Here is a 23,461-nt window from a genome sequence, read left to right on the forward strand (position 1 = left end):
TCAATTTGAATTCATAAGTCAGATTGAACACTTGCATCACCTCCTTGTTTGATTTTACCCAATTTCTACAAAATGGCAACAGGATTTCTAGAATAAAGTAGTCCTAGAAGGACGAGGCTCTAACCCCCTAATTTTGGTAGTTTTTTATTTTTAACCGATCTTGCGTCTCTATTATTATGACCCTAGACAGGGGGCGGCTGCGGGCTTAGGACACTTCTTCTGGGTTTGGTATGGTTGACAGCTCGCGATCGGCTAGGCGGCTGCCTTGTCTGAATTTGGAAATTTCAATAAAATAACTGAAAGTGAGATACTCTTTCACAGCGGAGGAATCCAGCTCAAGATTATCGATCGAAATTAATGCGATACCAGCTTCGTCCTAGTTCGAGATCTACTGTTTTAGGTGTAAGCCTATCTCAGCAACTTGGGTTGATGAACGAAGAATCCCCTCGCATCAACGGCAGGGAGTGTCAAAAATTTTAACATCCTACAAGTCAGGAGGTATAGATTAGTGTCTGTCGAAATTATTCAAAAGCCTTCTACAGTCCGCAAGCTTGCGCCGCGCTACCGCGTGCTGCTGCACAATGATGATTTCAATCCCATGGAATACGTGGTGCAGACTTTGATGGCGACGGTACCCAGTCTGACTCAGCCACAGGCTGTAAATGTGATGATGGAAGCCCACACCAACGGGCTGGGACTGGTGATTGTTTGCGCTCTCGAACACGCTGAGTTTTATGCTGAAACGCTCAACAATCACGGATTGAGCAGCAGCATCGAACCTGATGATTAGAAAACTAGAGGCACCTGAAAGTCTTAACCCACCGAGTTTTTAACTCATATTGAATAGCCTCATACCAAAAAGCCAAGGGACTAACCTTGGCTTTTTGGTATATTTAATGCGGTCGATCGCCAGACTGGAAGAGTAAAGGTTGGGAGCAACCGGGCCGGAAATTATTCGGACGGTGGTTCAAAGCTAGGTGGCCTCGATCCCAAATTTCAGCTCTCCAATCTCAAATCTCGATCGTCGGAAATTAATTAGGAAATTAATAACGTCCGCCGCCGCCGCCGCCACCGCCGCGACCAAATTTGCCTGGGCCGCCGCCGCCCCGGTTGCCGCCGCCCCGGCCGCCTTCATCTTCGCGGGGCTTAGCTTTGTTAACTTTGAGATCGCGACCCATCCACTCTGCTCCGTCGAGAGCAGCAATCGCTGCATCTTCTTCGGCATCTGTTGACATTTCTACAAAACCAAAGCCGCGGGGGCGACTGGTTTCTCTGTCGGTAGGTAGATGTACTCGCTTAACGGTTCCGTATTCGGCGAAGACGGTGGTGATGTCTTCTTGGGTAACTTGGTAGGATAAGTTACCGACGTATATCGACATGAGGAATAACTCCAAAAATTAGACAGTGCAAAGATTTCAGTTTCGGAGAGTCCCCTGCCGATACAGAAGGGCAAGTTTTTAAACAATTCTGTAGCAATGAACAAAGCCTGCAACCGAATCTGATACACTTGGAATTTTAACACAGAATGGCGTCTTTTGAGTAGCTTTGGCCACTTAATTAAGTCGTTACAATTCAATCTCAAACTTTGAGGGTATTCAGAAACCGGATTTTGAGCTGTGATGTTTTGTCAAACTCGAACGCGAGAAAGTTCTGGGACAGACCGGCTACCGCAGGAAAGATACGTCTAGATTCCCAAAATTGGTACTCAAAGCGAGATTCAGGTTTTCCAAGGCTTTGACTAACCACACCAGGCCTTCTCGGGTACAAAATTCGTAGTGACCGAACAAAATTGCCAACCGCTTTTCTAGGTAGGGCTTGACTTTGCCACAAATTAGCACGATTTTCAGCAGCAAACCTGTGGTTTGGGTGGGCCCGAGGTTTGAGATCAGGTCGATGAAGACAAAGTGGTTCGGCCGCGCAGGACTCTCTACTACTAAAAAGTTCAATAACTGGCTGCAAGTTCTGATCGTTAAAAATTCGTTGAACTTCTGAGCATCGTTGTGGGGAAAGGTATTTTGTAGTTGTTTATACAGTTTTTCGTTAAATTGACGTTTGCCGTAGCCATCGTCGGTGACGGAAGAAATTAGGTATTCGTATAAGTCGTCTTTAAAGGATCTGTAGGACACACTTGTGCTGGTGTTCGCCATGAAGCGGCCGGCTAGCTGTCGGTAGGTATCGGCTCCTTCGACTTTTCCGACAAATTGCTTGAGGGCAAAGAACAGCTCTGGGTCGCTCAACAGCGTCGGGTTTTTTATAGTCTGTATACTTCTGCCGAAGGAGATTGAGGTATGCCGGCGGGCTGCTTGGGCTTTTCTCACTTGGTGAGCAACGTATTGTGAGAGGTCGATTTCAAATTGCTGCTGCTTTTGAGCTTGGATTTTTTGAATAATTTTTTGCTGTTCGTAGGTGCTGTCGTCGCTGAGGAGGCAGTGTTTGTAGAGGTAAGGGTATCGGGGAATTAAGGTTCCGAGGGCTAGGCTGGCGGGAGTTTTGCCGTTGCTGTCTTCATTACTGTGGGTGATGACTTTGGCTAAGCGTTTGAGTGTGAGGTATTGTTCGCTTTGGGTAAATTGATTGACTAATTGGGGGATGGAGTGAGTAGGGCGCGATCGACTATATCGAGATAATATTTTGGGGGCTTCTTCAAACAGAGCGATCAATTCCGGGATAGCTGCTTGCTTGCCGGGGTATGTTTGCCAGCGGTTGATCAGGATGTGGCAGCAACGGTTGAGGATGTATTTGAATTCTTGTTGGGCGTATGGTGAGGCTGCTATTTTTTCGAGTGCTTCAGCGATGGTGCGATCGCGATATCCGTTACCGTAGATAAACAAAGTGCGAAAACGGTCGATTAGTTCGATCGGCTGCTCTACTTGTACCAACTCCAGCCAGTGGTTGTAAAGTAGCTGTTCTTCTTCCTGGCTCTGTCTGTTATAGTCGTTCACTGTGGATTAACCCTCCAAAAGGATTGGGCAGGAGCTTTAAGCGCCATTGGCAGATATGAATTGGCAGATGAAGCACCACAATTGAGTCAACCGATTTTAGATTTTAGATTTTAGATTTTAGATTTACTCCACAGATTCATCTGGAAGCTTCAACTGTAGTCTAAAATTTTAATCTCTCCCCGACTTAGGTCGAGGGCTTGTATCCGTTGTTGGGTAGGGTCAACCGAGCTTCTCGCCTCCCGAGGCTTAGGGGTGGAAGTGGCGATCGCCTTAAGCAGATCTTTTTTACTTAGTTCAATACTTCGGACAGTTTTTTAACGGCCGTGTAAGCCGAGAGCGAGTAAGCCCTGCCATTTTTTACGCATTTTCTGAAACTTAGGGCTGAACTTAAACATTCGGAGGCTCGACCAGATCTAAAACTGTCCGAAGTATTGTTAGTTAAACTATTTGTCAACACCAGCATGACATGAATTGTTTGCAATTAGCAAGGCCTAAAATCACCACAAACTTTGTAAATTATTGGTAAAGATTGTGGGTGTGTTCTAAATAATTTATGGCTGGGCAGAGGATTTATTATTACCCGAAAGAATTGGTTGAAAGCCCCAAGCCTGCTCGGGAGAAATTAAAATCAGACTATTCATTACTCCAATCCTCGGACTTAAGGGTAGATGTCGCTCTCAAACTGTCAACTGTCAACTGTCAACTGTCAACTGTTGAAGAGTGTCAAGGTCAATCCTAGTCGGCAGCCCCCTCTTATACCATTTGCGATTGGCGATTTGCGATTGGCGATGGGAATGACTGAGGACTCCCAGGGTTTAGATTCCGGGCAAAGCTTGCATTCTTTTTTGAACTGGTGTCAGTTAAATGTGAGGTGGGGCGAGGTAGGATTAGCTGTGAAAATAATGATTTGAAATGTGAGTGCTGGTAATATGGTCTGTCGCGTAAGTATCGCCCAACTTGCTGAAATTTTAACTGTACCTTTGCTTGCTGTGTCTGAGGACGTTCTGACAGTTGTAGGGACAGGTATTGCTACAGATACGCGCACCATTGAGGGGGGCGAAGTATTTTTAGCGCTGCGGGGAGAAAATTTTGACGGGCATCAGTTTGTGGCAAAAGCCCGGGATTTGGGAGCGATTGCTGCGGTAGTCGATCGCACTTACCAAGCAGAAGTTCCCAATTTTCCGCTGTTGCGCGTTGACGATACTTTAAAAGCTTACCAGGCGATCGCCCGTTGGTGGCGCGACCAATTCAGTATACCGATAATTGGTGTTACTGGTTCAGTAGGTAAAACTACTGCCAAAGAATTAATTGCGGCGGTTTTGTCAACCAGCGGAAATGTTCTGAAAACTCAATATAACTACAACAATGAAATTGGAGTCCCGAAAACTCTGTTAGAGCTTTCGCCGACCCACAATTATGCTGTAATTGAAATGGGAATGCGCGGGCTAGGAGAAATTGCGCTGCTGTCGCAAATTGCGCGTCCTACTGTGGCGGTAATTACTAATGTAGGAACGGCGCATATCGGGCGATTGGGTTCGGAAGATGCGATCGCCCAAGCTAAGTGCGAACTGTTAGCGGAAATGCCTGCTGAAAGTATTGCTATTCTCAATCACGATTCTGACAGATTAATGGCAACTGCGGCGCAAGTTTGGCAGGGAAAAACTTTAAGTTACGGATTAGAAGGCGGCGATTTGTGCGGGGAATTGCTGAATAATGATACAATGCTTGTAGAAGGTGTGGAATTGCCGCTGCCCTTGGCTGGAAGGCACAATGCTGTAAATTATTTGGCGGCTTTGGCGGTAGCAAAAGTTTTAGGGATTAATTGGGAAGTTTTACAGCAAGGTTTGTCTGTACAGTTACCGGATGGACGGGCGCGCCGCTACGATTTGCCGCAGGATGTTGTGATTCTGGATGAGACTTACAATGCTGGTTTGGAGTCGATGTTGGCGGCGCTGAGATTGTTAGCGGATACTCCGGGAAAGCGCCGGATTGCGGTGTTGGGTACGATGAAGGAATTGGGCGAAAGGGCGATCGAATTTCACCGACAAGTGGGAAAGGCGGCGCGGGATTTAAACCTCGATGCTTTGTTTGTGTTTGCGGATTTTGAGGAAGCGGCGGCGATGGCGGCGGGTGCGGCGGGCGTGCCTTTTGTGGAGATAGGAGATATTACGGCGCCCGATGGGCGGGAAGATTTAGCAAAGCGGTTGTTGGGATTTGTTGAAAAGGGCGATCGTATTTTATTTAAAGCTTCTCATTCAGTGGAATTGAATCGAGTTGTCCAGAAGTTCCGTGCCGATTTTGCAGGCCAATAACTAGCAATTTGGTTCGTAGTGAGGACTTCAGTCCTCTCTCGTCGGATGCGGACTGAAGTCCTCACTACAAACCTATGTTTGAGATGATATGATTTAGTTTAAAAGTGCGATCGCTACGCCCCGGCTTGCGCCTACGAACTCTTCACCAAAGTAACCCCATGATTGCTAAAACTCTCAGTCCGCCCGAACAAATAGTTGAGCTATCGAATATCAGTTGGCAAACTTATGAAACTTTGCTTGCCGAAATCGGCGATAGGCCAATTAGACTGAGATACAATCGCGGCAATTTGAAAATTATGGTGCCTTCTCCTGAACACGAAATTTACAAAAGAGTAATAGGTCGATTTGTTGAAACATTAGCTGAAGAATTAGATGTGAGAATTGAACCTCTGGGTTCTACGACATTCAAACGTCCTGAACTCATTGGTGTAGAACCGGATGATTGTTTTTACATCCAGAATGCTAGTGCAATTAAAGGCAAAAAACGACTCGATATGAGTCAATATCCGCCCCCGGATTTAGTGGTGGAAATTGATGTTACCAGCAGATCCGACAATACCTTGCAGATTTATGCCGATCTGGGAGTGCCGGAAGTTTGGATTTACAACGGTTCGCGGCTCAGAATTAACAGATTGGAGAGTCAAGGGTATGTCGAGTGCGAGATCAGTTTAGCATTTCCGAGTGTTGCTATTTTAGAGATTGTCAGTTTTTTGGCACAGGCGGAAACAATGGATTATTTGGAATTAGTTAAAGCATTTCGGAATTGGGTAAAAAGCCAAATTAATCAAAATCAATAGTCCTGTTTATTTTAATCCTGGATGCAGATCGGAAACCGCTTTTTTTGACGACAAAACTTGATTGTGACCCGCAGATTGTGTAAAATTTTATCCCTCAATATCCCGATCGCTCTAACGGCTCGATTTCAATATCTGGATCAATCTCAATGGCTGCAAGTCTGGCATTCTCAACTATCGTATTTCCCATTATTGTATTGTGTACTGCCTCAAACTTAGATTCTGCTTCCGAAATTTCTTCGTAGTGTACAATCACATGATAATATTTATTAATTGGTTCTCCTGAATCTGAAAGTTCCACGGCAAGCGAATCTATATTCTGAGACTCTTCTGCTTTTTCGCGATATTCGTCAGCTAAATGTTCTAGGGCGATCGCGATCGCGTGTTCTTTCGTTTGTCCGTAAAAATTCATGGTATCATTGGGGCGATCGCTCAGAGATGATGATATCTGACACAGATACTGCCCGTTTGATTGAGCGCAAACGGCGATCGCAATTGTACCAGTAGTGCGATCGGGATTTATTTCGGCCATTTCAACCTCGCTATCTCATGAAATAAACTTGCTAAATTGTATCCGGGTCAATATTTAATTTTCGCAGTTTTGCGGCCAGGCGATCGGCACGTTGCATCTCTATCAAAATTGAGATGGAGGAGAACATTAGCGATAGGGTATTAGGAGACGGCATTGCCGTGTCCCTACAATATTATTTTGGGTAGGGACACGGCACTGCCGTCTCCTCTATATCATAGGTCGTGTAACCGGAATTGATATCACTCCCCTGACTGAATTTCATTCCTCACCCACTCCCGGAACAACCGCAGCAAAGCATTTTCCTTGGTAGTCCTCCTCAATTCCAAAAAGCGCAGCATCTCAACTTGCGACAAAAAAGGAAAAGTCGGAGAAACATCTCTTTCTGCATATTCCTGTGCTTCCAGTTGATAAATTATTAAACGATTTCCGTCGTAGCGCCAAACTTCCGGTACGCCTAAACTTGCATATAAAGAAAGGCGATCGATCGAACTGCTAGTCACGTCAATTTCCACTACTAAATCTGGTGGCGGATCTTGATTGAGATCGATTTGTTCTTTGTCCCAAACCACATTCTCATTTTGGATATAGTAGCACTGATCCGGCTCCAAACCGCGAGCCAAATCCTCGCGCCGACAAGTTAGAGAACCCAAACTCCGAATTTCGATGTTTAATTCTTCACTCACACTTTCCACAAAACGGCCTAAAATTTTCTTACTACCTTCATGGGGTGCTAAAGGAGTCATAATTTCTAATGTTCCTCGATCGTAAGTCAGGCGAATTCCTCCGTGTTCCCCTAACTCATTCAGCAGGGATTCGTAAGTTTTCCAGCTAATGTTTTTCAGCAGAATTCCGCTAGTTTGATTCTGGATCAGGGTGGCTGTCATGGCTACCTGCCTCGGTTTTAAATTATTAATTGTATGTTAGCAAATATGATACTTGACTTATTTCATCAATCTGCGATCGCCCGAAACCGCAAATCAACGCAAATCAACGCAGATAAAATTAAGATTCGTGGACGCATATATCGAAGAAACCGGGTTTTTCACCTACTTTCGTCGCTGCGGCGAAGATTTCGGAAAAAAACCCGGTTTCTGGCTACCTTGGGGACAATCGAAGAAACCGGGTTTTTCACCTAATTTCGTCGCAGCGGCGAAGATTTTCGGAAAAAACCCGGTTTCTGGCTACCTGTTCGTGGACTACGATCGCACTATTCGATCGCACTCAACACACTACTTAGCAGCTTGACGCTCTTTCGCATCCTTAATCACTTCCTCAGCGATATTGCTCGGACAAGGAGAATAGTGCGAGAAAGACATCGAAAACTGACCGCGCCCAGATGTCATGGTACGCAAATCGCCAATGTAGCCAAACATTTCGCTCAACGGCACATCAGCCTTGATCCGCGCTCCTGTTTGTCCGGTTTCCTGAGCTTTCATCATGCCCCGGCGGCGGTTGAGGTCGCCGATGACATCGCCCATGTGATCGTCTGGGGTGAAGACATCGACATTCATGATCGGTTCCAGCAACTGAGGCCCAGCCTTGGGTACAGATTGGCGGTAGGCGGCTTTAGCAGCAATTTCAAAGGCCATTGCTGAAGAGTCAACCGGGTGGAAACCTCCATCAACCAGGGTGAATTTCAAGTCTAAGCAGGGGAAACCAGCCAAGACGCCCACATCGATGCAGCTTTGGAAGCCTTTTTGCACGGCTGGCCAATACTCTCTCGGTACGCTACCACCAGTTACTTTTGACTCGAACACGAAGCCGCTACCAACTTCACCGGGTTCGACGATATAGCCAATTTTCGCAAATTGACCTGAACCACCAGATTGTTTCTTGTGGACATAGTTGTCTTCGAGGCGTTTGGTGATGGACTCGCGGTAGGCTACCTGCGGTTCGCCAACTTCTACCTCGACGCCGTGGGTGCGTCGCAGAATGTCCACTTTGATGTCGAGGTGCAGTTCGCCCATGCCCTTGAGGATGGTTTCGCCACTTTCTTCGTCTGTGACCATGTGGAAAGATGGGTCTTCTTGTACCATCTTGGTGAGCGCGGCTCCCATCTTTTCTTCGCCTCCTTTGAGTTTCGGTTTGACCGAAATGGAGATGACTGGTTCTGGGAACACCATTGGCTCTAGGGTTGCGGGATTTTTGGGGTCGCAGATGGTGTGTCCGGTGCGGACGTTTTTCATACCTACGATCGCAATAATATCGCCTGCTTGAGCCGAATCAATTTCTTCGCGGGAGTTGGCGTGCATTTCTACCAAGCGGCTGATGCGCTCGGTTTTGCCTGTGGCGGTGTTGAGTACGGTGTCGCCTTTGGATATCTTACCGGAGTACAAACGGGTGAAGGTTAAAGCGCCGAAGCGATCGTCCATAATCTTAAATGCCAGGGCGCGCAAAGGGCCTTCTGGATCCACGATCGCGAAATTGCCTGTTTCCTCGCCTTCGAGATCCACCTCAGGCTGAGGCGTAACTTCCATCGGGTTCGGGAGGTAGTCAACGACTGCATCGAGTACCAACTGGACGCCCTTATTCTTAAACGACGAGCCGCAGTAGGTGGGGAAAAATGCCATGTCGCGGGTGCCTTTGCGGATGCACCGCTTGAGGTCTTCGATACTCGGCTCGTTGCCTTCGAGGTACTGTTCCATCAGGTTATCATCCTGCTCGACAGCCAGTTCGATCAACTGTTCGCGGTATTTCTCGACATCATCGACCATATCGGCCGGAACATCCTGAATTGTGTAGCCCATCGGATCGCCCGAATCATCCCAGATCCATGCTTTGCGGGTGAGCAAATCGACCATGCCGCAAAATTTGTCTTCAATGCCGATCGGCAAAACCATTACCATTGGTTTAGCTGCGAGGACTTTATCGACTTGCTTGACAACTCGGTAAAAATCTGCGCCCGTGCGATCGAGCTTATTGATATAGACGATACGAGCAACTTTAGAATCGTTAGCGTAGCGCCAGTTAGTTTCCGATTGCGGTTCAACTCCACCGGAACCGCAGAACACACCGATACCGCCATCGAGAACCTTGAGCGAACGGTAAACCTCGATCGTAAAATCGACGTGTCCGGGAGTATCGATGATGTTGAGCTGATGCTCGTTCCAGAAGCAGGTAGTAGCAGCGGATTGAATCGTAATCCCGCGCTCTTGCTCCTGTTCCATGAAGTCAGTCGTCGCCGCGCCTTCGTGTACTTCACCTATTTTGTGGATTTTGCCTGTCAGTTTCAGGATTCTTTCAGTTGTGGTGGTTTTGCCAGCATCTACGTGGGCGAAGATGCCAATATTTCGATAACGAGTGAGATCTTTCATAAATTACTGTTGAGATTAAATGCGACGAACCGTCGGCGACCACCTGCAAGCTTGACAAGCGAGGAATTAATTCTGCCTTACCAGCCTGTACTGGCTGGATTTCCTTTTCCCTGTTTTTCTCAGGACTATCTTAATTTTGACACTTCTGGGTCATTCCTGGGAAGGATTCTTGGATCAATAAGTGGCCCAAGCCTGACAACTCATAAAAATACCCTATAGCTAGGGCAAAATCCTCTCACAAAGTAGGTTGGGCTGAGGCACTCACGCCCAACAAATTCGCCTGCGCCACCCTTCGCCAAACCTGATATTTTGCATCATTCTCAGCAAAAGCTTATACAGTGGGTTTCTTGACAAAAAATAGAGGATTTTACTTGAGTCTGTCACAAGAAACCTGATTTTTGACATTCATGCCTGATGTTAGTAAATCTACTATAACATAAAATAGCGGAATTTGTGTCATCATAAACCGATATTTTATACTTTTGTCCATAAGGTTTGTAGTGAGGACTTTAGTCCGCATCAAAGAGAGAACGAAAGTAGTTTTGTAGTGAGGACTTTAGTCCGCATCAAAGAGAGAACGAAAGTAGGTTTGTAGTGAGGACTTTAGTCCGCATCAAAGAGAGAACTAAGGAATGAGAATTAAATAACTTCCACAATTTTGTGGGATGGGCGTCCCGCCCGTTCAAAAAGGACAGGCGGGACGCCCATCTCACAATAACAATTAAAATTGTAAGTTATTTAATTCGCGATCCTAAAGTAGGTTTGTAATGAGGACTTTAGCCTGCATCAAAAAAAGGACTAAAGTCCTCACTACAAACCAATTTTACTACAGTCGTATTTGAGCCTAAGTCAAAATCGAGCCACTCATCATCCGTTGATATCGCCGTTCCAACTCATCCCGCACGACCGGCCATTCATCCAAAGTTTCATCATTCTCAATTACCATTTGCGCGGCCTCCCTCGCCAACTCCAAAACCTCCTGATCCTCCACCAAACTCGCCAAAGCAAAATCCGGTAAACCAGACTGTCGAGTTCCCAAAACCTGACCTGGGCCGCGCAATCTCATATCCATTTCTGCAATAAAAAATCCATCTTGAGATTGTTCTAAAACCTTCATTCTCTGCATAGCTTCCGCAGCCTTGGAACCGGGCATTAACAAACAATAAGAACGATTGCTGCCCCGACCGACTCGACCCCGCAACTGGTGCAATTGCGACAGTCCAAAACGCTCCGAATTTTCAATCAACATTACCGTTGCATTCGGCACATCTACTCCCACTTCCACCACAGTAGTAGATACTAAAATATCAGTTTCTTTGTCTCTAAACTTAGTAATCGCCTGATCTTTGTCAGCGCTACTCATCCTACCGTGGAGCAAACCTACCTTAAACTCAGGAAATATACTTTTTTCGAGTTTCTCTTTTTCCTCAATTGCCGATCGCACATCCAGCTTTTCCGACTCCTCCACCAGAGGCAGAACCACATAAACCTGACGGCCGCTCGCCACCTCCCGACGAATCAAATCGTAAGCCTGGAGGCGTTCTTTCGCAGACAGAACAGTCGTTTGAATCGCCTGCCGACCGGGGGGAAGTTCATCAATTTGACTCACGTCTAAATCGCCGTGCAGAGTCAGCGCCAGCGTCCGAGGAATGGGAGTTGCGGTCATCGTCAAAACGTGAGGAGATTCGCCTTTTTGCTGCAATTTAGCACGCTGCTGCACGCCGAATCTGTGCTGTTCGTCAATTACAGCCAAACCCAATTTATGGAAATTCACCGTATCTTGAATCAGCGCGTGAGTTCCTACTAAAACAGGTAATTCTCCGGTTTCTAACTGGCTGTGAATTTCCCGGCGCTTGGCTACTTTTGTCGAACCAGTTAACAGTTCGACAGACAAGTGCATCAAATTAAACCAGCCTACCAATTTCCGATAATGCTGTTCTGCTAAAACTTCTGTCGGCGCCATTAAAGCGGCTTGATAGCCGGATTGAATTGCTGCTAGCATTGCGACTACAGCGACGACTGTTTTGCCAGCGCCGACATCGCCTTGCACTAATCGGTTCATCGGCTGGGGCGAAGCTAAATCGTTGAGGATGTCGTTAATGACTCTTTCCTGGGCATTTGTCAGCGCAAAAGGCAAGATTTGATAGAACTGTTCGATCAATTTCCCGCTAGGAAGGATGACTGCGCTAGCTTGAGCTTTTCTTTGGGTTTGGCGGCGCTTTAAAAGGCCTAATTGCAGGTAGAAAAATTCGTCAAAAACTAAGCGGCGGCGGGCGGCGGACAAGCAATCGCGATCGAGCGGAAAGTGAATATTTGCCACCGCATCGGCTAAACCCATTAAGCCGTAACGCTCGCGCAAATCCTCCGGTAGCGATTCTGGCAACAGTTTCGCGGCCGGAATTGCTGCTAAGATCGATCGCCTCACCGAACCCGCATCCACCCCTTCCGTCAGCGGATAAACAGGAATCAGGCGGCCGACTTTCATAGATTCGATCGCACCGCCGGAGTCATCTAAGACTTCCAACTCAGGATTTTCTAGGGTAATGCCATACTTACCCTGCTTTACCAACCCCGAAGCAGCAAGTATCGCACCAGTACAATACTCGCGCTTTTTGAATTCTTGCCAGCCGCGATTGCTGTAGCGAGGCCCGGCAAAAAAGCGACTGATTTTAATTTCTCCGGTACTGTCTTTTAAAATTACTTCTAATATCGTTAATTTCTTATTCTTCGGGCTAGAAAAGCAATTGCAGCGCTTGACTTCGGCGATTAAAGTGACAGTTTCCCCCGCTACTAACTCGCGAATTCGTACTTGCTTTGCATAGTCGATGTGGTTGCGGGGATAGTAGTAAAGCAAGTCGTATACGGTATCTAAACCGAGTTTTAGCAAGCGGTTGCCGTTGGCGGGGCCGATGCCTGTCACGCGGGTTAACGGTTGATCTAAAGTCAAGCTAGGCGGTGGAGGTGCTGTGTTAAGCGGTGCGGTTCGGGGAACGGAAACGGCTGGAGTGCTTGAATCGGCAGCGTTTTCTTGTCTGACTTGTGTCGTTTGTTCTTCCCAAACTTGCTCCATTTGTCTGAGGAAACTGACTGTAATGGCGATCGAATGTTGGCGCCCTTCGAGATCTTTCTGAGGGTAGATGTCAAATTCCACCGCAAGTTGTCTGGCGCGATCGCGCGAAGAACCAGTGACAGCGCCTGCCAACTGTCTCAAACTCAGGCCGAGAAACTCGCTGAAGCGGTATTGACTGCCTTGGATGTCGTTAAATCCGCGATCGGCTTCTACGGAAAGAGCTTTTTGCAATCGCTGCCATTCTGGTTGGTTATTAGTCATCAGTCATTAGTTATTAGTCATTAGTCATTAGTCATTAGCGCGAGCGTCCCCGATCGCGAACGTTATTAGTCATTAGTCATTAGTCATTAGTCATTAGTTATTAATCATAGCTCAATAATTCCAGACAATTGTCAACTGTCAACTGTCAACTGTCCACTGTCCACTGACTAATCTTCAAACCAACTCAACCGCCAAGCCGACTCAGCCTCCACCACCGCCATTTCCCGCTGCTTTTTCTGGTAATCGCGACCGAGGGAGTTCAACTTTGCAGAGAGGTTGCGAATTTGTTGGCGCCAAGCCGATGTTCCCGGATCGGCAAACTCTATTTCCGACAACCGCAGTTTAATTGCTGTAATGTGCAAAGCATTAATACCGGGTCTTTTTCCCAAGTTTGGCGGTGCTGGTGAACTATCTGTTTCAATGATTAAGCTTAATAGGTTAGGTGGGCCCGCCACGCTGTCGGCGGACAATTCAGCAGCAGAAGCAGCTTCTAGAACCTGTTCTGGCAATTGACTGGGCAAGATTTCCGACTGTTGGAGCAAGCGGTTGGTGTCGCGAGACAGCAGCTTGAGAATCTGGGCGATCGACTTTTCAATACTATTTTGCCAGCGCGCCAAACTTTGCGGGGAATTGGCAATTGGTAATTGATTGTTTGTTGCTGGAAATTGATAGTTAATAGCGGAAAATTCGTTGTTTGCCTCTATTTCTTCCTCGACGAATTCGTTTTCCTCGATTTCTTCCTCGCCAAACTCGTCTTCATCTATTTCTTCATCTATTTCTTCATCTATTTCTTCCTCTTCCTCTTCCTCTTCCTCTTCCTCTACTTCTGATTCAGTCGTGAGCGATCGCAATTTTTCTTGAGACGCCGCAGCCAAACGCCTTACAGACTGCTGCATTTTTTGCCGCCCGTCGAAGGACAACTTGAGAAACGACTCCGGCACCGCTTGAGTGCAAAGGTGATAGCAAGCCAAAATCAACTGCTTTCGCACCGCTTGTCCCAAGGCAGTTAAATAACCATCGTAGGTACTGCGAAACTCTAGATTCAAGGCTGCTAAAGCCTCTTCGAGTCCTGCCAAATCTTGCTCTATGCGCTCTCTGGATCCCACCATATATCCCCTATAAAATTCAAATAGGACGATCGGCAAAACAACCCGATTTTTGCCACAAATTGTCTGATTGTCGAGTTAATTCTGGTTAGAAATCGGGCATAGGTTTCAAGAATCGCCTCCAACATTTTTATGTTTTTTATCTCTCGGTTTCTAGCTGAGTCTCGATTCCCCTCGCATCTCCCGGATAGTCGTAAAATATCGCTAAAATATCGGCTCTTGGGTACGTAGTTGCGCTTCAGCGCTCCGGCGCTAATTTACGGTACAAACGACTCAATGTGAAAACTCGATTCCCCTCACATCCCCCGGATAGTCATAAAATATCGACTCTTGGGTACGTAGTTGCGCTTCAGCGCTCCGGCGCTAATTTACGGTACAAACGACTCAATGTGAAAAAATGAAACAACTAAGTTAATCTTCTGAATTTTCAAGTTACCCATTTTCATACCCGGATCGAGCAACGCCCTCTTTCGGAATATTATAAAGAGCGCTAAAGCGCAACTACGTACCAAGAGCGCTAAAGCGCAACTACGTACCAAGAGCGCTAAAGCGCAACTACGTACCAAGAGCGCTGAAGCGCAACTACGTACCAAGAGCGCTGAAGCGCAACTACGTACCTATTTCTGTAGTCGTGTAAAAACTAAAAATTAAAAATGCAAAAAAATTAGGTTTTCACATTTTTAATTTTTAGTTTTTAATCTAAATTTTCGATTATTGAGCAGCACCCATTTGGGCGGCCACTTCATCGGCAAAGTTAGCTTCTACTTTCTCAATGCCTTCGCCCAACACAAAACGGACGAAACGGCGGACTTGGACATTTTCGCCAATTTGGGCGATCGTTTGTTTCACCAACTCTTCCACCGAGATATTTTGATCTCTAATAAAAGGCTGATCCATCAAACATAACTCTTTCATCCGCTTGTCAATCCGCCCTTGAACAATCTTTTCTTTGATATTGTCCGGCTTGTTCCCCAAGTCATCTTTGCCCATTTCAATTGCCTTTTCTCGTTCGACAATTTCAGCGGGGATATCTTCAACTTTCACGTATTCCACATTCGGGCAAGCTGCAATTTGCATTGCAATATTGCGTACTAAACTTTGGAATTCTTCGCGCCGTGCCACAAAATCTGTTTCGCAGTTAACTTCCACCAGCACTCCCACGCGGCCGCCCGTGTGAATGTAGCTGCCTACAAGTCCTTCTGAGGCAACCCGTCCTGCTTTTTTGTCAGCCCCAGCCAGACCTTTTTTCCGCAGCCACTCAATTGATGTTTCGATATTGCCATCGTTTGCGGTGAGGGCTTTTTTGCAGTCCATCATCCCCGCGCCGGTTTTGTCGCGCAGTTCTTTAACAAGTTTTGCAGATATGTCCGCCATCTTCTTTAAGTTCCCAATCAAAATTAGTTATTAGTCGTTAGTGCGAGCGTCCCCGCTCGCGAACCTTATCATTAGTCATTAGTCGTTAGTCATTAGTCGTTAGTGCTGTCCCCGCTCGCGAACCTTATCATTAGTCAGGAGTGCGAGCGTCCCGCTCGTGAACCTTAATGTTAATGATTAGACAAGAGTTAAGAAATAGCAAGTCAGCCTTCTGGCGGATTTGGTAGGTGTAGAACCCTAATTAATTTTGGTGTTCACACTGCGGAATGCTTTTGTCAGAAATCTACTAATGACCGAGACTAATGCCATTTACAATTAAAAATTAAAAATTAAAAATGTCCAACTAAAAATTATGATTTTTAATTTTTAATTTTCAATCTTTAATTTTTAATTGCTTGGTGTCAGATGCCGATAGCAATACTAGCTTTCGGTTTCTTCGCTGTCAGTGTCGCCGTCCTCGGGATCTACATAATTAGGGTCATCCAATTCTTCGATTTCGCCATCATATTCGGCGCCTTCGTAACCACCTTCGTAGTCGTAGTCTTCGTCAGAGTCGCCGCCTTGTTGACCGTGACGACCTTCGTAGATGGCATCAGCCAACTTGCCGACAATCAGTTTGATCGATCGAATAGCATCGTCGTTTGCTGGAATCGCAATGTCAACCAAATCCGGGTCGCAGTTGGTATCCAACAGAGAGACGATGGGAATTCCCAGCTTTTGGCATTCCAACACAGCATTATACTCGCGGCGTTGGTCTACTAGGACAACTCCGTCGGGAATCTTACGCATAGTTTTGATTCCGCCCAGATACTTCTGGAGTTTTGCCATTTCTCGGCGCAGCACGGAAGCTTCTTTTTTCGGCAACAAATCTAGGGCGCCGATTTCCTCGCGGCGCTCCAAATCCTTGAGGCGCTCGACGCGGGACTTAATCGTTGTCCAGTTGGTGAGCATTCCCCCCAGCCAGCGCTGGTTGACGTAGTAAGCACCGCAGCGTTGAGCTTCTTGGGCTACAATCCCGGCAGCTTGGCGCTTTGTACCGACGAACAAAAACTTTTTACCTTTTTCGGAGGCCACTCTCATGTACTCGTAGGCGTCTTCCATAAGCTGAGCGGTTTGCACGAGGTCGATGATGTGAACCCCGTTGCGCTCTGTGAAAATGTAGGGAGCCATTTTCGGGTTCCACCGACGGGTTTGGTGTCCGAAGTGAACCCCTGACTCTAACATTTGAGCCAAACTAACTACTGGCATTGTATTTTTAACTCCTGTATTCGGGTTAATCCTCCACCCGGTCGTATTTCTGAGGGTTTGCGCCCTCGAAACACCCGAAAACCCGGATGTGCGAATTTAAACAACTTTTCTAGTCTATCACCAGAAGCACCACTTTTTCTGACTATCTTAGATCCGTAGGGTAGGGTTTTCCGTAGGGTTGCGTGGACGGTGTGCACCGACTTGAGCGATGCCATTTTTCCAAAATCATGCAACTGTAGGGAAGATCCCAACCCATGACCAGTAAATCATCTCCCAATCTAAAATCCAAAATCTAAAATCTAAAATGGTATGAGATGTAGTCGGCGGGTTGGGTGCGGGGGGCGCACGATACGGTTAGAGTTACTAGCAACCGCTTCTGAAAAAACCAAAAATCCAGGTTCGAGGTTGCAGAAGCTTTCGTGAGCTTGTGAGAGAATGGCGTTGAAGCTGCGTGTCTTGTGCCTTCTTTCGTTCGATCGAGCTTTTATCGATTTTATTCGATCGGCAATTCTGTCGGCTTTACTAGAAAAAATTGGTTTAAACGCAACCCTTCTAGGGAGAAATTAAAATCAGACTATTCATGAGTCCAATCCTCTTCCTTTCAGGTAGAGGTCGCCCTCATCCCTTCTCTAAGCGAGCGGGTAAGCTGTCAACTGTCAACTGTCAACTGTCAACTGTCAACTGAATGCCACGCCCTCTCGATCCGCAAAAAACCTAAAGCTAAAAACGCCATGCCCATCCCCATTCTCGTCCTGCTTGAAGTTCTAATTGTCATCGCACTTTCTCGACTTGTCGGCTTAGCATTTCGAGCGATCAAACAACCTCAAGTTATTGGAGAAATTGTAGCAGGAATTATGCTCGGGCCTTCTCTCCTCGGTTTGATTGCACCAGATTTAGGAGCAGCACTTTTTCCAGCGGAGGCCGTTCCTTTCCTCAACGTGTTATCTGAGGTAGGGCTAATATTTTTCATGTTTTTGATTGGTTTAGAACTCAATCCTAAGTATCTAAAAAACAATTTAGATGTAGCAATTTTAACATCACACGTCAGCATTTTAGTGCCATTTTCTCTGGGAAGCTTCCTAGCACTGCTGTTGTACCCGATAGTTTCAAATAATAGCGTTTCGTTTACAGCATTTGCGATGTTTTTGGGCGCTGCGATGTCAATTACTGCCTTTCCGGTGCTGGCAAGAATTATTACAGAGCACAACTTGCAGAATACCAAATTGGGGACGCTAGCTCTGACTTGCGCTGCGGTAGACGATGTGACGGCATGGTGTTTGTTGGCGGTGGCGATCGCAGTTACGCGCACTAACTCGATGGTTGGGGCTTTACCGACAATTTTTGAATCTATAGTGTACATCGGTTTCATGCTGACTGTAGTCCGCTGGTTCTTGCAACGGCTTTCCAAGCACTACAACCGCACCGGCAAGTTATCTCAATTAGTGCTATCCGGCATTTACATGGGAGTTGTAGCATCAGCTTTAATTACTGAATGGATCGGCATTCACTTAATTTTCGGTGCGTTTTTGCTGGGTGCTGCCATGCCAAAAAATGCCGGACTTACCAGAGAATTAGCTGAGAAAACAGAAGATTTTGTCCTGATATTTCTGCTGCCAATATTTTTCGCTTACAGCGGTTTGCGGACTCAAATCGGCCTGCTCAATAGTCCCGAATTGTGGCTGCTGTGCGCGGCAGTTTTGGGAGTAGCAATTATTGGAAAATACTTCGGGACTTACGTTGCTGCCCGAGTCTGCGGCATCAGCAACCGCGAAGCTTCAGCGCTGGGGTGGATGATGAATACTCGCGGTTTGACTGAACTGATTGTGCTGAATATCGGTCTTTCTCTGGGGGTGGTTTCGCCGCTGCTATTTACGATGTTAGTCATTATGGCTTTAGTGACAACTTTTATGACTTCGCCACTGTTGGAGTGGACTTATCCGAAAAAGCTGATTCGGTTAGATATCTCAGAAGTAAGTTCGGATGATGATTCAGAATTAAAAGATTCGCCAATGGGTGGAGAAAGCGAAGAAATTAATAGAGAATTGCTGCCCAAGTATCGAATTTTAGTCCCGGTTGCTAATCCCAGCACGCAGAAAGGTTTGCTGCAATTGGCGATCGCCCTGGCGCAGCCTGCTGCGGATACAGGGGGTAGCGATTTGCAGTCGGCGGCGGTTCATCCTCTGAGTTTGATCGAATTAAATGAAAATTATGGTTTTGAAAGTACGCCCGTAGAAGCCGATCGCATTATTCAGGAACGCCGCTCGAAATTATCAGAATTGATAGAGAGTTTGGAATTGCCGGATGCGAAAAAATTCGTGCACCCAATCATTCGGGTTACTAAAGATGTGGCGCGGGAAACGGCGCAAATTGCGGAACTCGATCGCGCGGATTTGATTTTGGTAGGATGGCACAGGCCGACTTTTAGCAGCAACCGTTTGGGAGGGCGTGTCGGCCAAATTCTCAGCAACGCTACTGTGGATGTAGCAATTTTTGTTGACAGAGGTAGGGAACGGTTGAATAATTTGTTAGTGCCTTATGCGGCAAATATTCACGATGATTTAGGGTTGGAATTGGCGCTGAGACTGTTGGTTAATAGCGAGGAACGTCGTTTGACGGTGCTGCGGGTGGCGGTTGACGGGGCAGAGGGAAATGAGCTGAGTTATGAGTTTCAGCGAGTTATGGATCGGTTGCCGGTAGAAGTGCGATCGCGCATTGAAACTCCGATTGTGGAGGCTGCTGAGCCGATTCAAGCGGTGGTGGCGGCTTCTGCTAATGCTGATTTGACGATCGCGGGTACGAGTCGGGAGTGGGGAATTGAACGCCAAACTCTCGGACGGTATACTGATGAATTGGCGGTGCAGTGTCATTCTTCGCTGCTGATTGCGCGCTGTTACGTGAAAGTGCGATCGCACTTGGCTTCGGTACTTGTTGACAGTTGACAGTTGACAGTTGACAGTTGACAGTTGGCAGTTGACAGTTGGCAGTTGGCAGTTGACAGTTGGCAGTTGGCAGTTGGCAGTTGGCAGTTGGCAGTTGGTTATTTGTGAGGTGCTACCAATTCCCAATTCCCAATTCCCAATCCCCAATTCCCAATTCCCAATTCCCAATTCCCAATTCCCAATTCCCCATTCCCAATTCCCAATTCCCCATTCCCAAGATTATGAATCATTTAAGCCTTAAATCCCTGGCATTTTACGGGATTGCGATCGGCTCGGTTTCGCTGCTGTTTAAAGTGGTAACTGCTTACGGCGAAACAAGTTTAAAAGCGGCTCCGGCAATTGCGGGAAGTTATCGCTTTGATGCTAAAAGTTTGCCGGAATGTCTGAAATCTGATACTTTGACCTTGACAATCGAGCAATCGGGTGTTTATTTGAGCGGTAATTTGCGATCGGGTAACAGCGAGGGCGATCGCGCAAACACAGCCGAGGAGAAACCTTCTTTAGCAGGGAAGTGGGAAAATCAAGGATTGAGCTTGTCGGGTGTCGTACCTAATTTAACGGGTTGCAGCGAGTCCGCTGCGATCGGTCAAAACAGCTATGTTAAACTGCGAGGAGTTGTGGAAAAAGACAGCCTCAACGGAAAAATTAGTCTGACGGATCGGGCGGCGGCTACTAATTTTACGGCTCAAAAAGAAGCGGTGGCGAAACCTCAGCAGAAGCAACCACATTAAAGGTGTTGATTTCAATCGCACCGTCAGAAAACGGGTAGAAGCCCTGGACAGATCGGGCTCCAACCTAAAACTTTCGATCGAAGAAGTTGAAGATCCAGATTTATCTGTGGAGTAAATCTGAAATCTAAAATTAATCGATACTTTGGAAAAATAACATGGTTAGAATCAGGCAATTACTAACAGTGTGAGAGATGAAAATTGCTCCAAATTGGGTGGTGACTTGAAAACTTCTTTTCGGAGGACGGCGGGTGAGGGTGAATGAGCGTTTGAATTCAGTAGGAACAGCAGTTTTTTTCTTCCCGTATAGCGTGTTTTCTAACAGTTCTAATGCTTGCCATTTTGCGAGAAAAGTCACTAGCAGTATCGAGAGGGCGATGCCAGTTATTATGAAGTAAAAATCTCGCTCGCCTCCTAATAATATATAATCGATCAGCCGTTCCCGTAAATCTTTTGAAAGCACGCTTTCAAGGCCGAAGAAGACTAGCCAACCGATACAAGTGCAAGAGAGATTGAGGATGGCTGCATATTCAACGCTGGTTTTGGGGCCGAGTTTCAGTAGCTTTTGCAAGAACCATGATTCGATCGCGATCGCCAAAAACATGGCTAGAATTTGTACCAACACAGTCCGAAACGGGAAAACAGTTGCAATCATTAGTTTTGCTCCTATGTCTGCTTCCCGATCGTACCTGACACACTACAAAACCGCTGTATGCTCCAGCCCCTCTTTGAAGAGCGATCGCTCTTCTGGTGACACTTAAGCCACTGGCGGCTAATGGTGCTAAATTAAAATCAGAATATAGAACTGAGCGATAGAAATAAAGTATCCCAGAGGAGTCTCCGGTTCAAAAATTACCTGGGCCAAGACCCCGCCTGTCCGTATAGTGTGTTGAAATGGATGTTGCCGTGATCTTAATGCCGTCAGAAACTTCGCTTACCGAGTCAAACCCGTTGATTTTAGACAGTTTGCCAGATTTGTCGCCGAATGAGGGTGGGTGTCCCCGCCGGACTAGATTGCAAATTGATTTGATGTTGCTGGCGATCGAGGCCTTGTATCTCGGAGGTGCGGAAGAAATGCTGGCAGTGTCAAAGGAGCTGGAATTGGAGTCAATTGTCAAAAATCGCGTTGCCTTTTGGCAGATGCGAAATACTAATCCGCTGAGACGCTATGCCCAACGCCGCTCCCTGACAGTTGTGGAGGCAAAGGCGCTGGTGGCGATCGCCTGCAATATGGCGCGCAAGTTAACTGCGACAATTCGGCAGTTGCTGCTAGATTCTCAACAGTTGCGATCGAGAAATATGCCCCTCAGTCAGAACTTGCAGCTTGCGGAGTATTTAGAACGCTTTCGAGCTCATTTTCGATCGCGCATGAACCCCAAGCGATCGGTGGTTGTAGCTTACGATTCCGATGACAAGCTCAACGAACTAGCTTTAAACTTGTTGAGCAAACTGCTATTTTGTACAGGCACAGCCGGAATGCAGCGCTTCTGGGTTAGCCTGTTTGATGGAGAAATTGAATAAAAATGACTATTAGGCGTCAGTACAGTCTGCCAAATTGCACCCTGGTTCTAGAAGGGTTGAGCGATGGCTCGGCAGCCAGCCAGCTAGAAATGCGGCCGGTGCTTTCGATATTAATGAGCGCTGAATGCTATGTGACAGGCCTCGGTGAGCCCCTCAATGGGGGACGGGAGTTTTTTGAAAGCTTGGTGAGGACTGTCAGCAGCTACGCTCAAGAATTTATGAGCGGAGTGCATTATCCCGATCGCTATGGCCCGAATTTGGGTATGGTACAGTTGCACAGAATTGACGGGAATTCCCACCGTTTGACCGTTCTACCCGCCGGATCTGACAGCGCCACCCAAATCGATCAAAAAACAGAACTGTCGGCACAGGTAGATTTGACGACGGTACAGCTATTTGATTTGGTAGAGGCGATCGATCAATTTTTTGCCGACACCCAGACGCTGCCAGAATTGTCGCTGCAATTAACCCCAATTTCCAAGCGCTATATCAAGTCTGCCGAACCTTTGGCGAAGCGCAGTTTGCCTGCGGTGGTGGGGGTGTCGAGTTTGGCTTTGGCGGCGATGGCGTTTTTCTTGGTACCAGTGCCGGAAGTCCAGCGCCCGAGAGATCCAGTGCCGCAGCCCAATCGGGCCGGCCAAAATCTCGGCACGCCGAATTCCGGTGGTTCGGGTTCGCCGAATCCCAATCCCACGCCTGCGGCTGACGGTTTGCTTGGGGATAAAACTCCGAAAGTTGTTGAATCGAGTTCACCAACTCCGAGCACTTCGCCGCAGTCGGACACTTCACCCTTGGCCACACCGCAGTCAAACATTTCGCCGGAAAGCACGCCCACTCCTGTTGCTGAAGGTTTGGCAAGCCCTGGGGCGGCAGCCGTGCCGATTACCGATACGGCCGAAATCGATCTGTTGAAGGGGAAACTTTCCCAGCAAATTGATGGAGTTTTGAAGAATCAGCCTGCTGTTGATGCGGAGTTGGTTTATCGGGTGAGTGTGGCTAAAGATGGGGCGATTGTCGGTTACAAGTCGGAAAATTCCGCAGCAGTCGATCGATCCGAAGCGCCGTTGTCCGAGTTGCTTTACAAACCGGTTGGTACTAGGCCGCCTGCGGAACCGCTGGCTGATTTCCGAGTAGTTATTGCACCGGGCGGTACTGCGGCTGTCACTCCTTGGTAAAGGGTTTGTAGTGAGGACTCGGCGGTTGGAAACCGCGTCTACACACACAAAACCCGCCTCCGCGGGTTGAAGAAAAGACGGCGGTTAAAATCGCCGGATTCGTAGAAGACTCGGCGGTTAGAAACCGCGTCTACACAGACAAAAC

At 47.1% G+C, this 23,461-nt stretch carries 19 protein-coding genes; 8 read left to right on the plus strand and 11 right to left on the minus strand.

Features of this window, described 5'->3' with window-relative positions; all coding sequences use genetic code 11:
- Nucleotides 1-508 precede the first annotated feature (508 nt).
- On the plus strand, nucleotides 509-790 hold the full coding sequence (gene clpS, locus JGK20_RS02695; protein ID WP_193976163.1) for an ATP-dependent Clp protease adapter ClpS: 282 nt from the start codon (nucleotides 509-511) through the stop codon (nucleotides 788-790).
- A 253-nt stretch (nucleotides 791-1,043) separates the two neighbouring features.
- On the opposite strand, the gene JGK20_RS02700 is transcribed toward clpS, so the two are convergent.
- Nucleotides 1,044-1,379, minus strand: coding sequence for an RNA-binding protein (locus JGK20_RS02700; protein ID WP_293185195.1), 336 nt, complete (start codon nucleotides 1,377-1,379; stop codon nucleotides 1,044-1,046).
- A gap of 285 nt (nucleotides 1,380-1,664) precedes the next feature.
- The gene (locus tag JGK20_RS02705) at nucleotides 1,665-2,942 is read right to left on the minus strand and encodes a hypothetical protein (protein WP_293204998.1); all 1,278 of its coding nucleotides are present in this window, start codon (nucleotides 2,940-2,942) and stop codon (nucleotides 1,665-1,667) included.
- A gap of 929 nt (nucleotides 2,943-3,871) precedes the next feature.
- On the opposite strand from JGK20_RS02705, the gene murF reads away from it, so the two are divergent.
- Nucleotides 3,872-5,254 (plus strand): UDP-N-acetylmuramoyl-tripeptide--D-alanyl-D-alanine ligase, encoded by a 1,383-nt coding sequence (gene murF / locus JGK20_RS02710; RefSeq protein WP_293196745.1) that lies wholly within the window; start codon nucleotides 3,872-3,874, stop codon nucleotides 5,252-5,254.
- A 158-nt stretch (nucleotides 5,255-5,412) separates the two neighbouring features.
- Complete coding sequence (locus JGK20_RS02715; RefSeq protein ID WP_293229303.1) at nucleotides 5,413-6,051, plus strand: Uma2 family endonuclease; 639 nt, start codon at nucleotides 5,413-5,415, stop codon at nucleotides 6,049-6,051.
- Nucleotides 6,052-6,145: 94 nt separating this feature from the next.
- On the opposite strand, the gene JGK20_RS02720 is transcribed toward JGK20_RS02715, so the two are convergent.
- Both JGK20_RS02720 and JGK20_RS02725 read right to left on the minus strand, forming a co-directional pair.
- Nucleotides 6,146-6,580: a hypothetical protein gene (locus JGK20_RS02720; protein ID WP_293220687.1), complete on the minus strand. Its 435-nt coding sequence runs from the start codon at nucleotides 6,578-6,580 to the stop codon at nucleotides 6,146-6,148.
- Nucleotides 6,581-6,819: 239 nt separating this feature from the next.
- The gene (locus JGK20_RS02725) at nucleotides 6,820-7,464 is read right to left on the minus strand and encodes a Uma2 family endonuclease (protein WP_293185200.1); all 645 of its coding nucleotides are present in this window, start codon (nucleotides 7,462-7,464) and stop codon (nucleotides 6,820-6,822) included.
- Between the two features lie 52 nt (nucleotides 7,465-7,516).
- On the opposite strand from JGK20_RS02725, the gene JGK20_RS02730 reads away from it, so the two are divergent.
- On the plus strand, nucleotides 7,517-7,825 hold the full coding sequence (locus tag JGK20_RS02730) for a hypothetical protein (RefSeq protein WP_293205001.1): 309 nt from the start codon (nucleotides 7,517-7,519) through the stop codon (nucleotides 7,823-7,825).
- Here the strand turns inward: JGK20_RS02730 and fusA are convergent.
- The 5 genes from fusA to rpsB all read right to left on the minus strand — a co-directional run bounded on the left by fusA (nucleotide 7,810) and on the right by rpsB (nucleotide 16,953).
- Nucleotides 7,810-9,894, minus strand: coding sequence for an elongation factor G (fusA, locus tag JGK20_RS02735; protein WP_293185202.1), 2,085 nt, complete (start codon nucleotides 9,892-9,894; stop codon nucleotides 7,810-7,812). The two genes, JGK20_RS02730 and fusA, sit on opposite strands and share 16 nt — an antisense overlap.
- An 844-nt stretch (nucleotides 9,895-10,738) precedes the next feature.
- Nucleotides 10,739-13,225 carry an ATP-dependent DNA helicase RecG gene (gene recG / locus JGK20_RS02740; protein ID WP_293229305.1) on the minus strand — a complete coding sequence of 829 codons (2,487 nt, stop codon included), beginning with the start codon at nucleotides 13,223-13,225 and terminating at the stop codon, nucleotides 10,739-10,741.
- A 167-nt stretch (nucleotides 13,226-13,392) separates the two neighbouring features.
- Nucleotides 13,393-14,334: a hypothetical protein gene (locus JGK20_RS02745; protein WP_293205007.1), complete on the minus strand. Its 942-nt coding sequence runs from the start codon at nucleotides 14,332-14,334 to the stop codon at nucleotides 13,393-13,395.
- A gap of 708 nt (nucleotides 14,335-15,042) precedes the next feature.
- On the minus strand, nucleotides 15,043-15,705 hold the full coding sequence (tsf, locus tag JGK20_RS02750; RefSeq protein ID WP_293185205.1) for a translation elongation factor Ts: 663 nt from the start codon (nucleotides 15,703-15,705) through the stop codon (nucleotides 15,043-15,045).
- A gap of 420 nt (nucleotides 15,706-16,125) precedes the next feature.
- Entirely contained in the window at nucleotides 16,126-16,953 is an 828-nt protein-coding gene (gene rpsB / locus JGK20_RS02755; RefSeq protein ID WP_293185206.1) for a 30S ribosomal protein S2, read from the minus strand.
- A gap of 731 nt (nucleotides 16,954-17,684) precedes the next feature.
- On the opposite strand from rpsB, the gene JGK20_RS02760 reads away from it, so the two are divergent.
- On the plus strand, nucleotides 17,685-19,892 hold the full coding sequence (locus JGK20_RS02760; protein ID WP_293193071.1) for a cation:proton antiporter: 2,208 nt from the start codon (nucleotides 17,685-17,687) through the stop codon (nucleotides 19,890-19,892).
- A gap of 98 nt (nucleotides 19,893-19,990) precedes the next feature.
- On the opposite strand, the gene JGK20_RS02765 is transcribed toward JGK20_RS02760, so the two are convergent.
- Nucleotides 19,991-20,122, minus strand: a complete 132-nt coding sequence (locus tag JGK20_RS02765) for a hypothetical protein (protein WP_293185208.1) — start codon at nucleotides 20,120-20,122, stop codon at nucleotides 19,991-19,993.
- Between JGK20_RS02765 and JGK20_RS02770 the strand changes: the two genes are divergently transcribed.
- Nucleotides 20,114-20,623 (plus strand): hypothetical protein, encoded by a 510-nt coding sequence (locus tag JGK20_RS02770; protein WP_293185209.1) that lies wholly within the window; start codon nucleotides 20,114-20,116, stop codon nucleotides 20,621-20,623. The genes JGK20_RS02765 and JGK20_RS02770 overlap by 9 nt on opposite strands.
- A 130-nt stretch (nucleotides 20,624-20,753) precedes the next feature.
- Here the strand turns inward: JGK20_RS02770 and fraC are convergent, their stop codons facing one another.
- Nucleotides 20,754-21,275, minus strand: coding sequence for a filament integrity protein FraC (gene fraC / locus JGK20_RS02775; RefSeq protein WP_293229307.1), 522 nt, complete (start codon nucleotides 21,273-21,275; stop codon nucleotides 20,754-20,756).
- 239 nt (nucleotides 21,276-21,514) lie between these two features.
- Between fraC and JGK20_RS02780 the strand changes: the two genes are divergently transcribed.
- Nucleotides 21,515-22,141, plus strand: coding sequence for a DUF3038 domain-containing protein (locus tag JGK20_RS02780; RefSeq protein WP_293193075.1), 627 nt, complete (start codon nucleotides 21,515-21,517; stop codon nucleotides 22,139-22,141).
- A 2-nt stretch (nucleotides 22,142-22,143) separates the two neighbouring features.
- Nucleotides 22,144-23,316: a DUF4335 domain-containing protein gene (locus JGK20_RS02785; protein ID WP_293185213.1), complete on the plus strand. Its 1,173-nt coding sequence runs from the start codon at nucleotides 22,144-22,146 to the stop codon at nucleotides 23,314-23,316.
- Nucleotides 23,317-23,461 lie beyond the last annotated feature (145 nt).

The sequence above is a fragment of the Microcoleus sp. PH2017_05_CCC_O_A genome (assembly GCF_020738785.1).
Classification (GTDB): domain Bacteria; phylum Cyanobacteriota; class Cyanobacteriia; order Cyanobacteriales; family Microcoleaceae; genus Microcoleus.

Bases quoted from the DNA above. Each gene is read 5' to 3' on its own strand.
- JGK20_RS02700 (WP_293185195.1), bottom strand. From the start codon at position 1,379: ATGTCGATATACGTCGGTAACTTATCCTACCAAGTTACCCAAGAAGAC.
- murF (WP_293196745.1), top strand. From the start codon at position 3,872: ATGGTCTGTCGCGTAAGTATCGCCCAACTTGCTGAAATTTTAACTGTA.
- JGK20_RS02715 (WP_293229303.1), top strand. From the start codon at position 5,413: ATGATTGCTAAAACTCTCAGTCCGCCCGAACAAATAGTTGAGCTATCG.
- JGK20_RS02720 (WP_293220687.1), bottom strand. From the start codon at position 6,580: ATGGCCGAAATAAATCCCGATCGCACTACTGGTACAATTGCGATCGCC.
- JGK20_RS02725 (WP_293185200.1), bottom strand. From the start codon at position 7,464: ATGACAGCCACCCTGATCCAGAATCAAACTAGCGGAATTCTGCTGAAA.
- fusA (WP_293185202.1), bottom strand. From the start codon at position 9,894: ATGAAAGATCTCACTCGTTATCGAAATATTGGCATCTTCGCCCACGTA.
- recG (WP_293229305.1), bottom strand. From the start codon at position 13,225: ATGACTAATAACCAACCAGAATGGCAGCGATTGCAAAAAGCTCTTTCC.
- JGK20_RS02745 (WP_293205007.1), bottom strand. From the start codon at position 14,334: ATGGTGGGATCCAGAGAGCGCATAGAGCAAGATTTGGCAGGACTCGAA.
- tsf (WP_293185205.1), bottom strand. From the start codon at position 15,705: ATGGCGGACATATCTGCAAAACTTGTTAAAGAACTGCGCGACAAAACC.
- rpsB (WP_293185206.1), bottom strand. From the start codon at position 16,953: ATGCCAGTAGTTAGTTTGGCTCAAATGTTAGAGTCAGGGGTTCACTTC.
- JGK20_RS02760 (WP_293193071.1), top strand. From the start codon at position 17,685: ATGCCCATCCCCATTCTCGTCCTGCTTGAAGTTCTAATTGTCATCGCA.
- JGK20_RS02770 (WP_293185209.1), top strand. From the start codon at position 20,114: ATGAATCATTTAAGCCTTAAATCCCTGGCATTTTACGGGATTGCGATC.
- JGK20_RS02765 (WP_293185208.1), bottom strand. From the start codon at position 20,122: ATGATTCATAATCTTGGGAATGGGGAATTGGGAATTGGGAATGGGGAA.
- fraC (WP_293229307.1), bottom strand. From the start codon at position 21,275: ATGATTGCAACTGTTTTCCCGTTTCGGACTGTGTTGGTACAAATTCTA.
- JGK20_RS02780 (WP_293193075.1), top strand. From the start codon at position 21,515: ATGGATGTTGCCGTGATCTTAATGCCGTCAGAAACTTCGCTTACCGAG.
- JGK20_RS02785 (WP_293185213.1), top strand. From the start codon at position 22,144: ATGACTATTAGGCGTCAGTACAGTCTGCCAAATTGCACCCTGGTTCTA.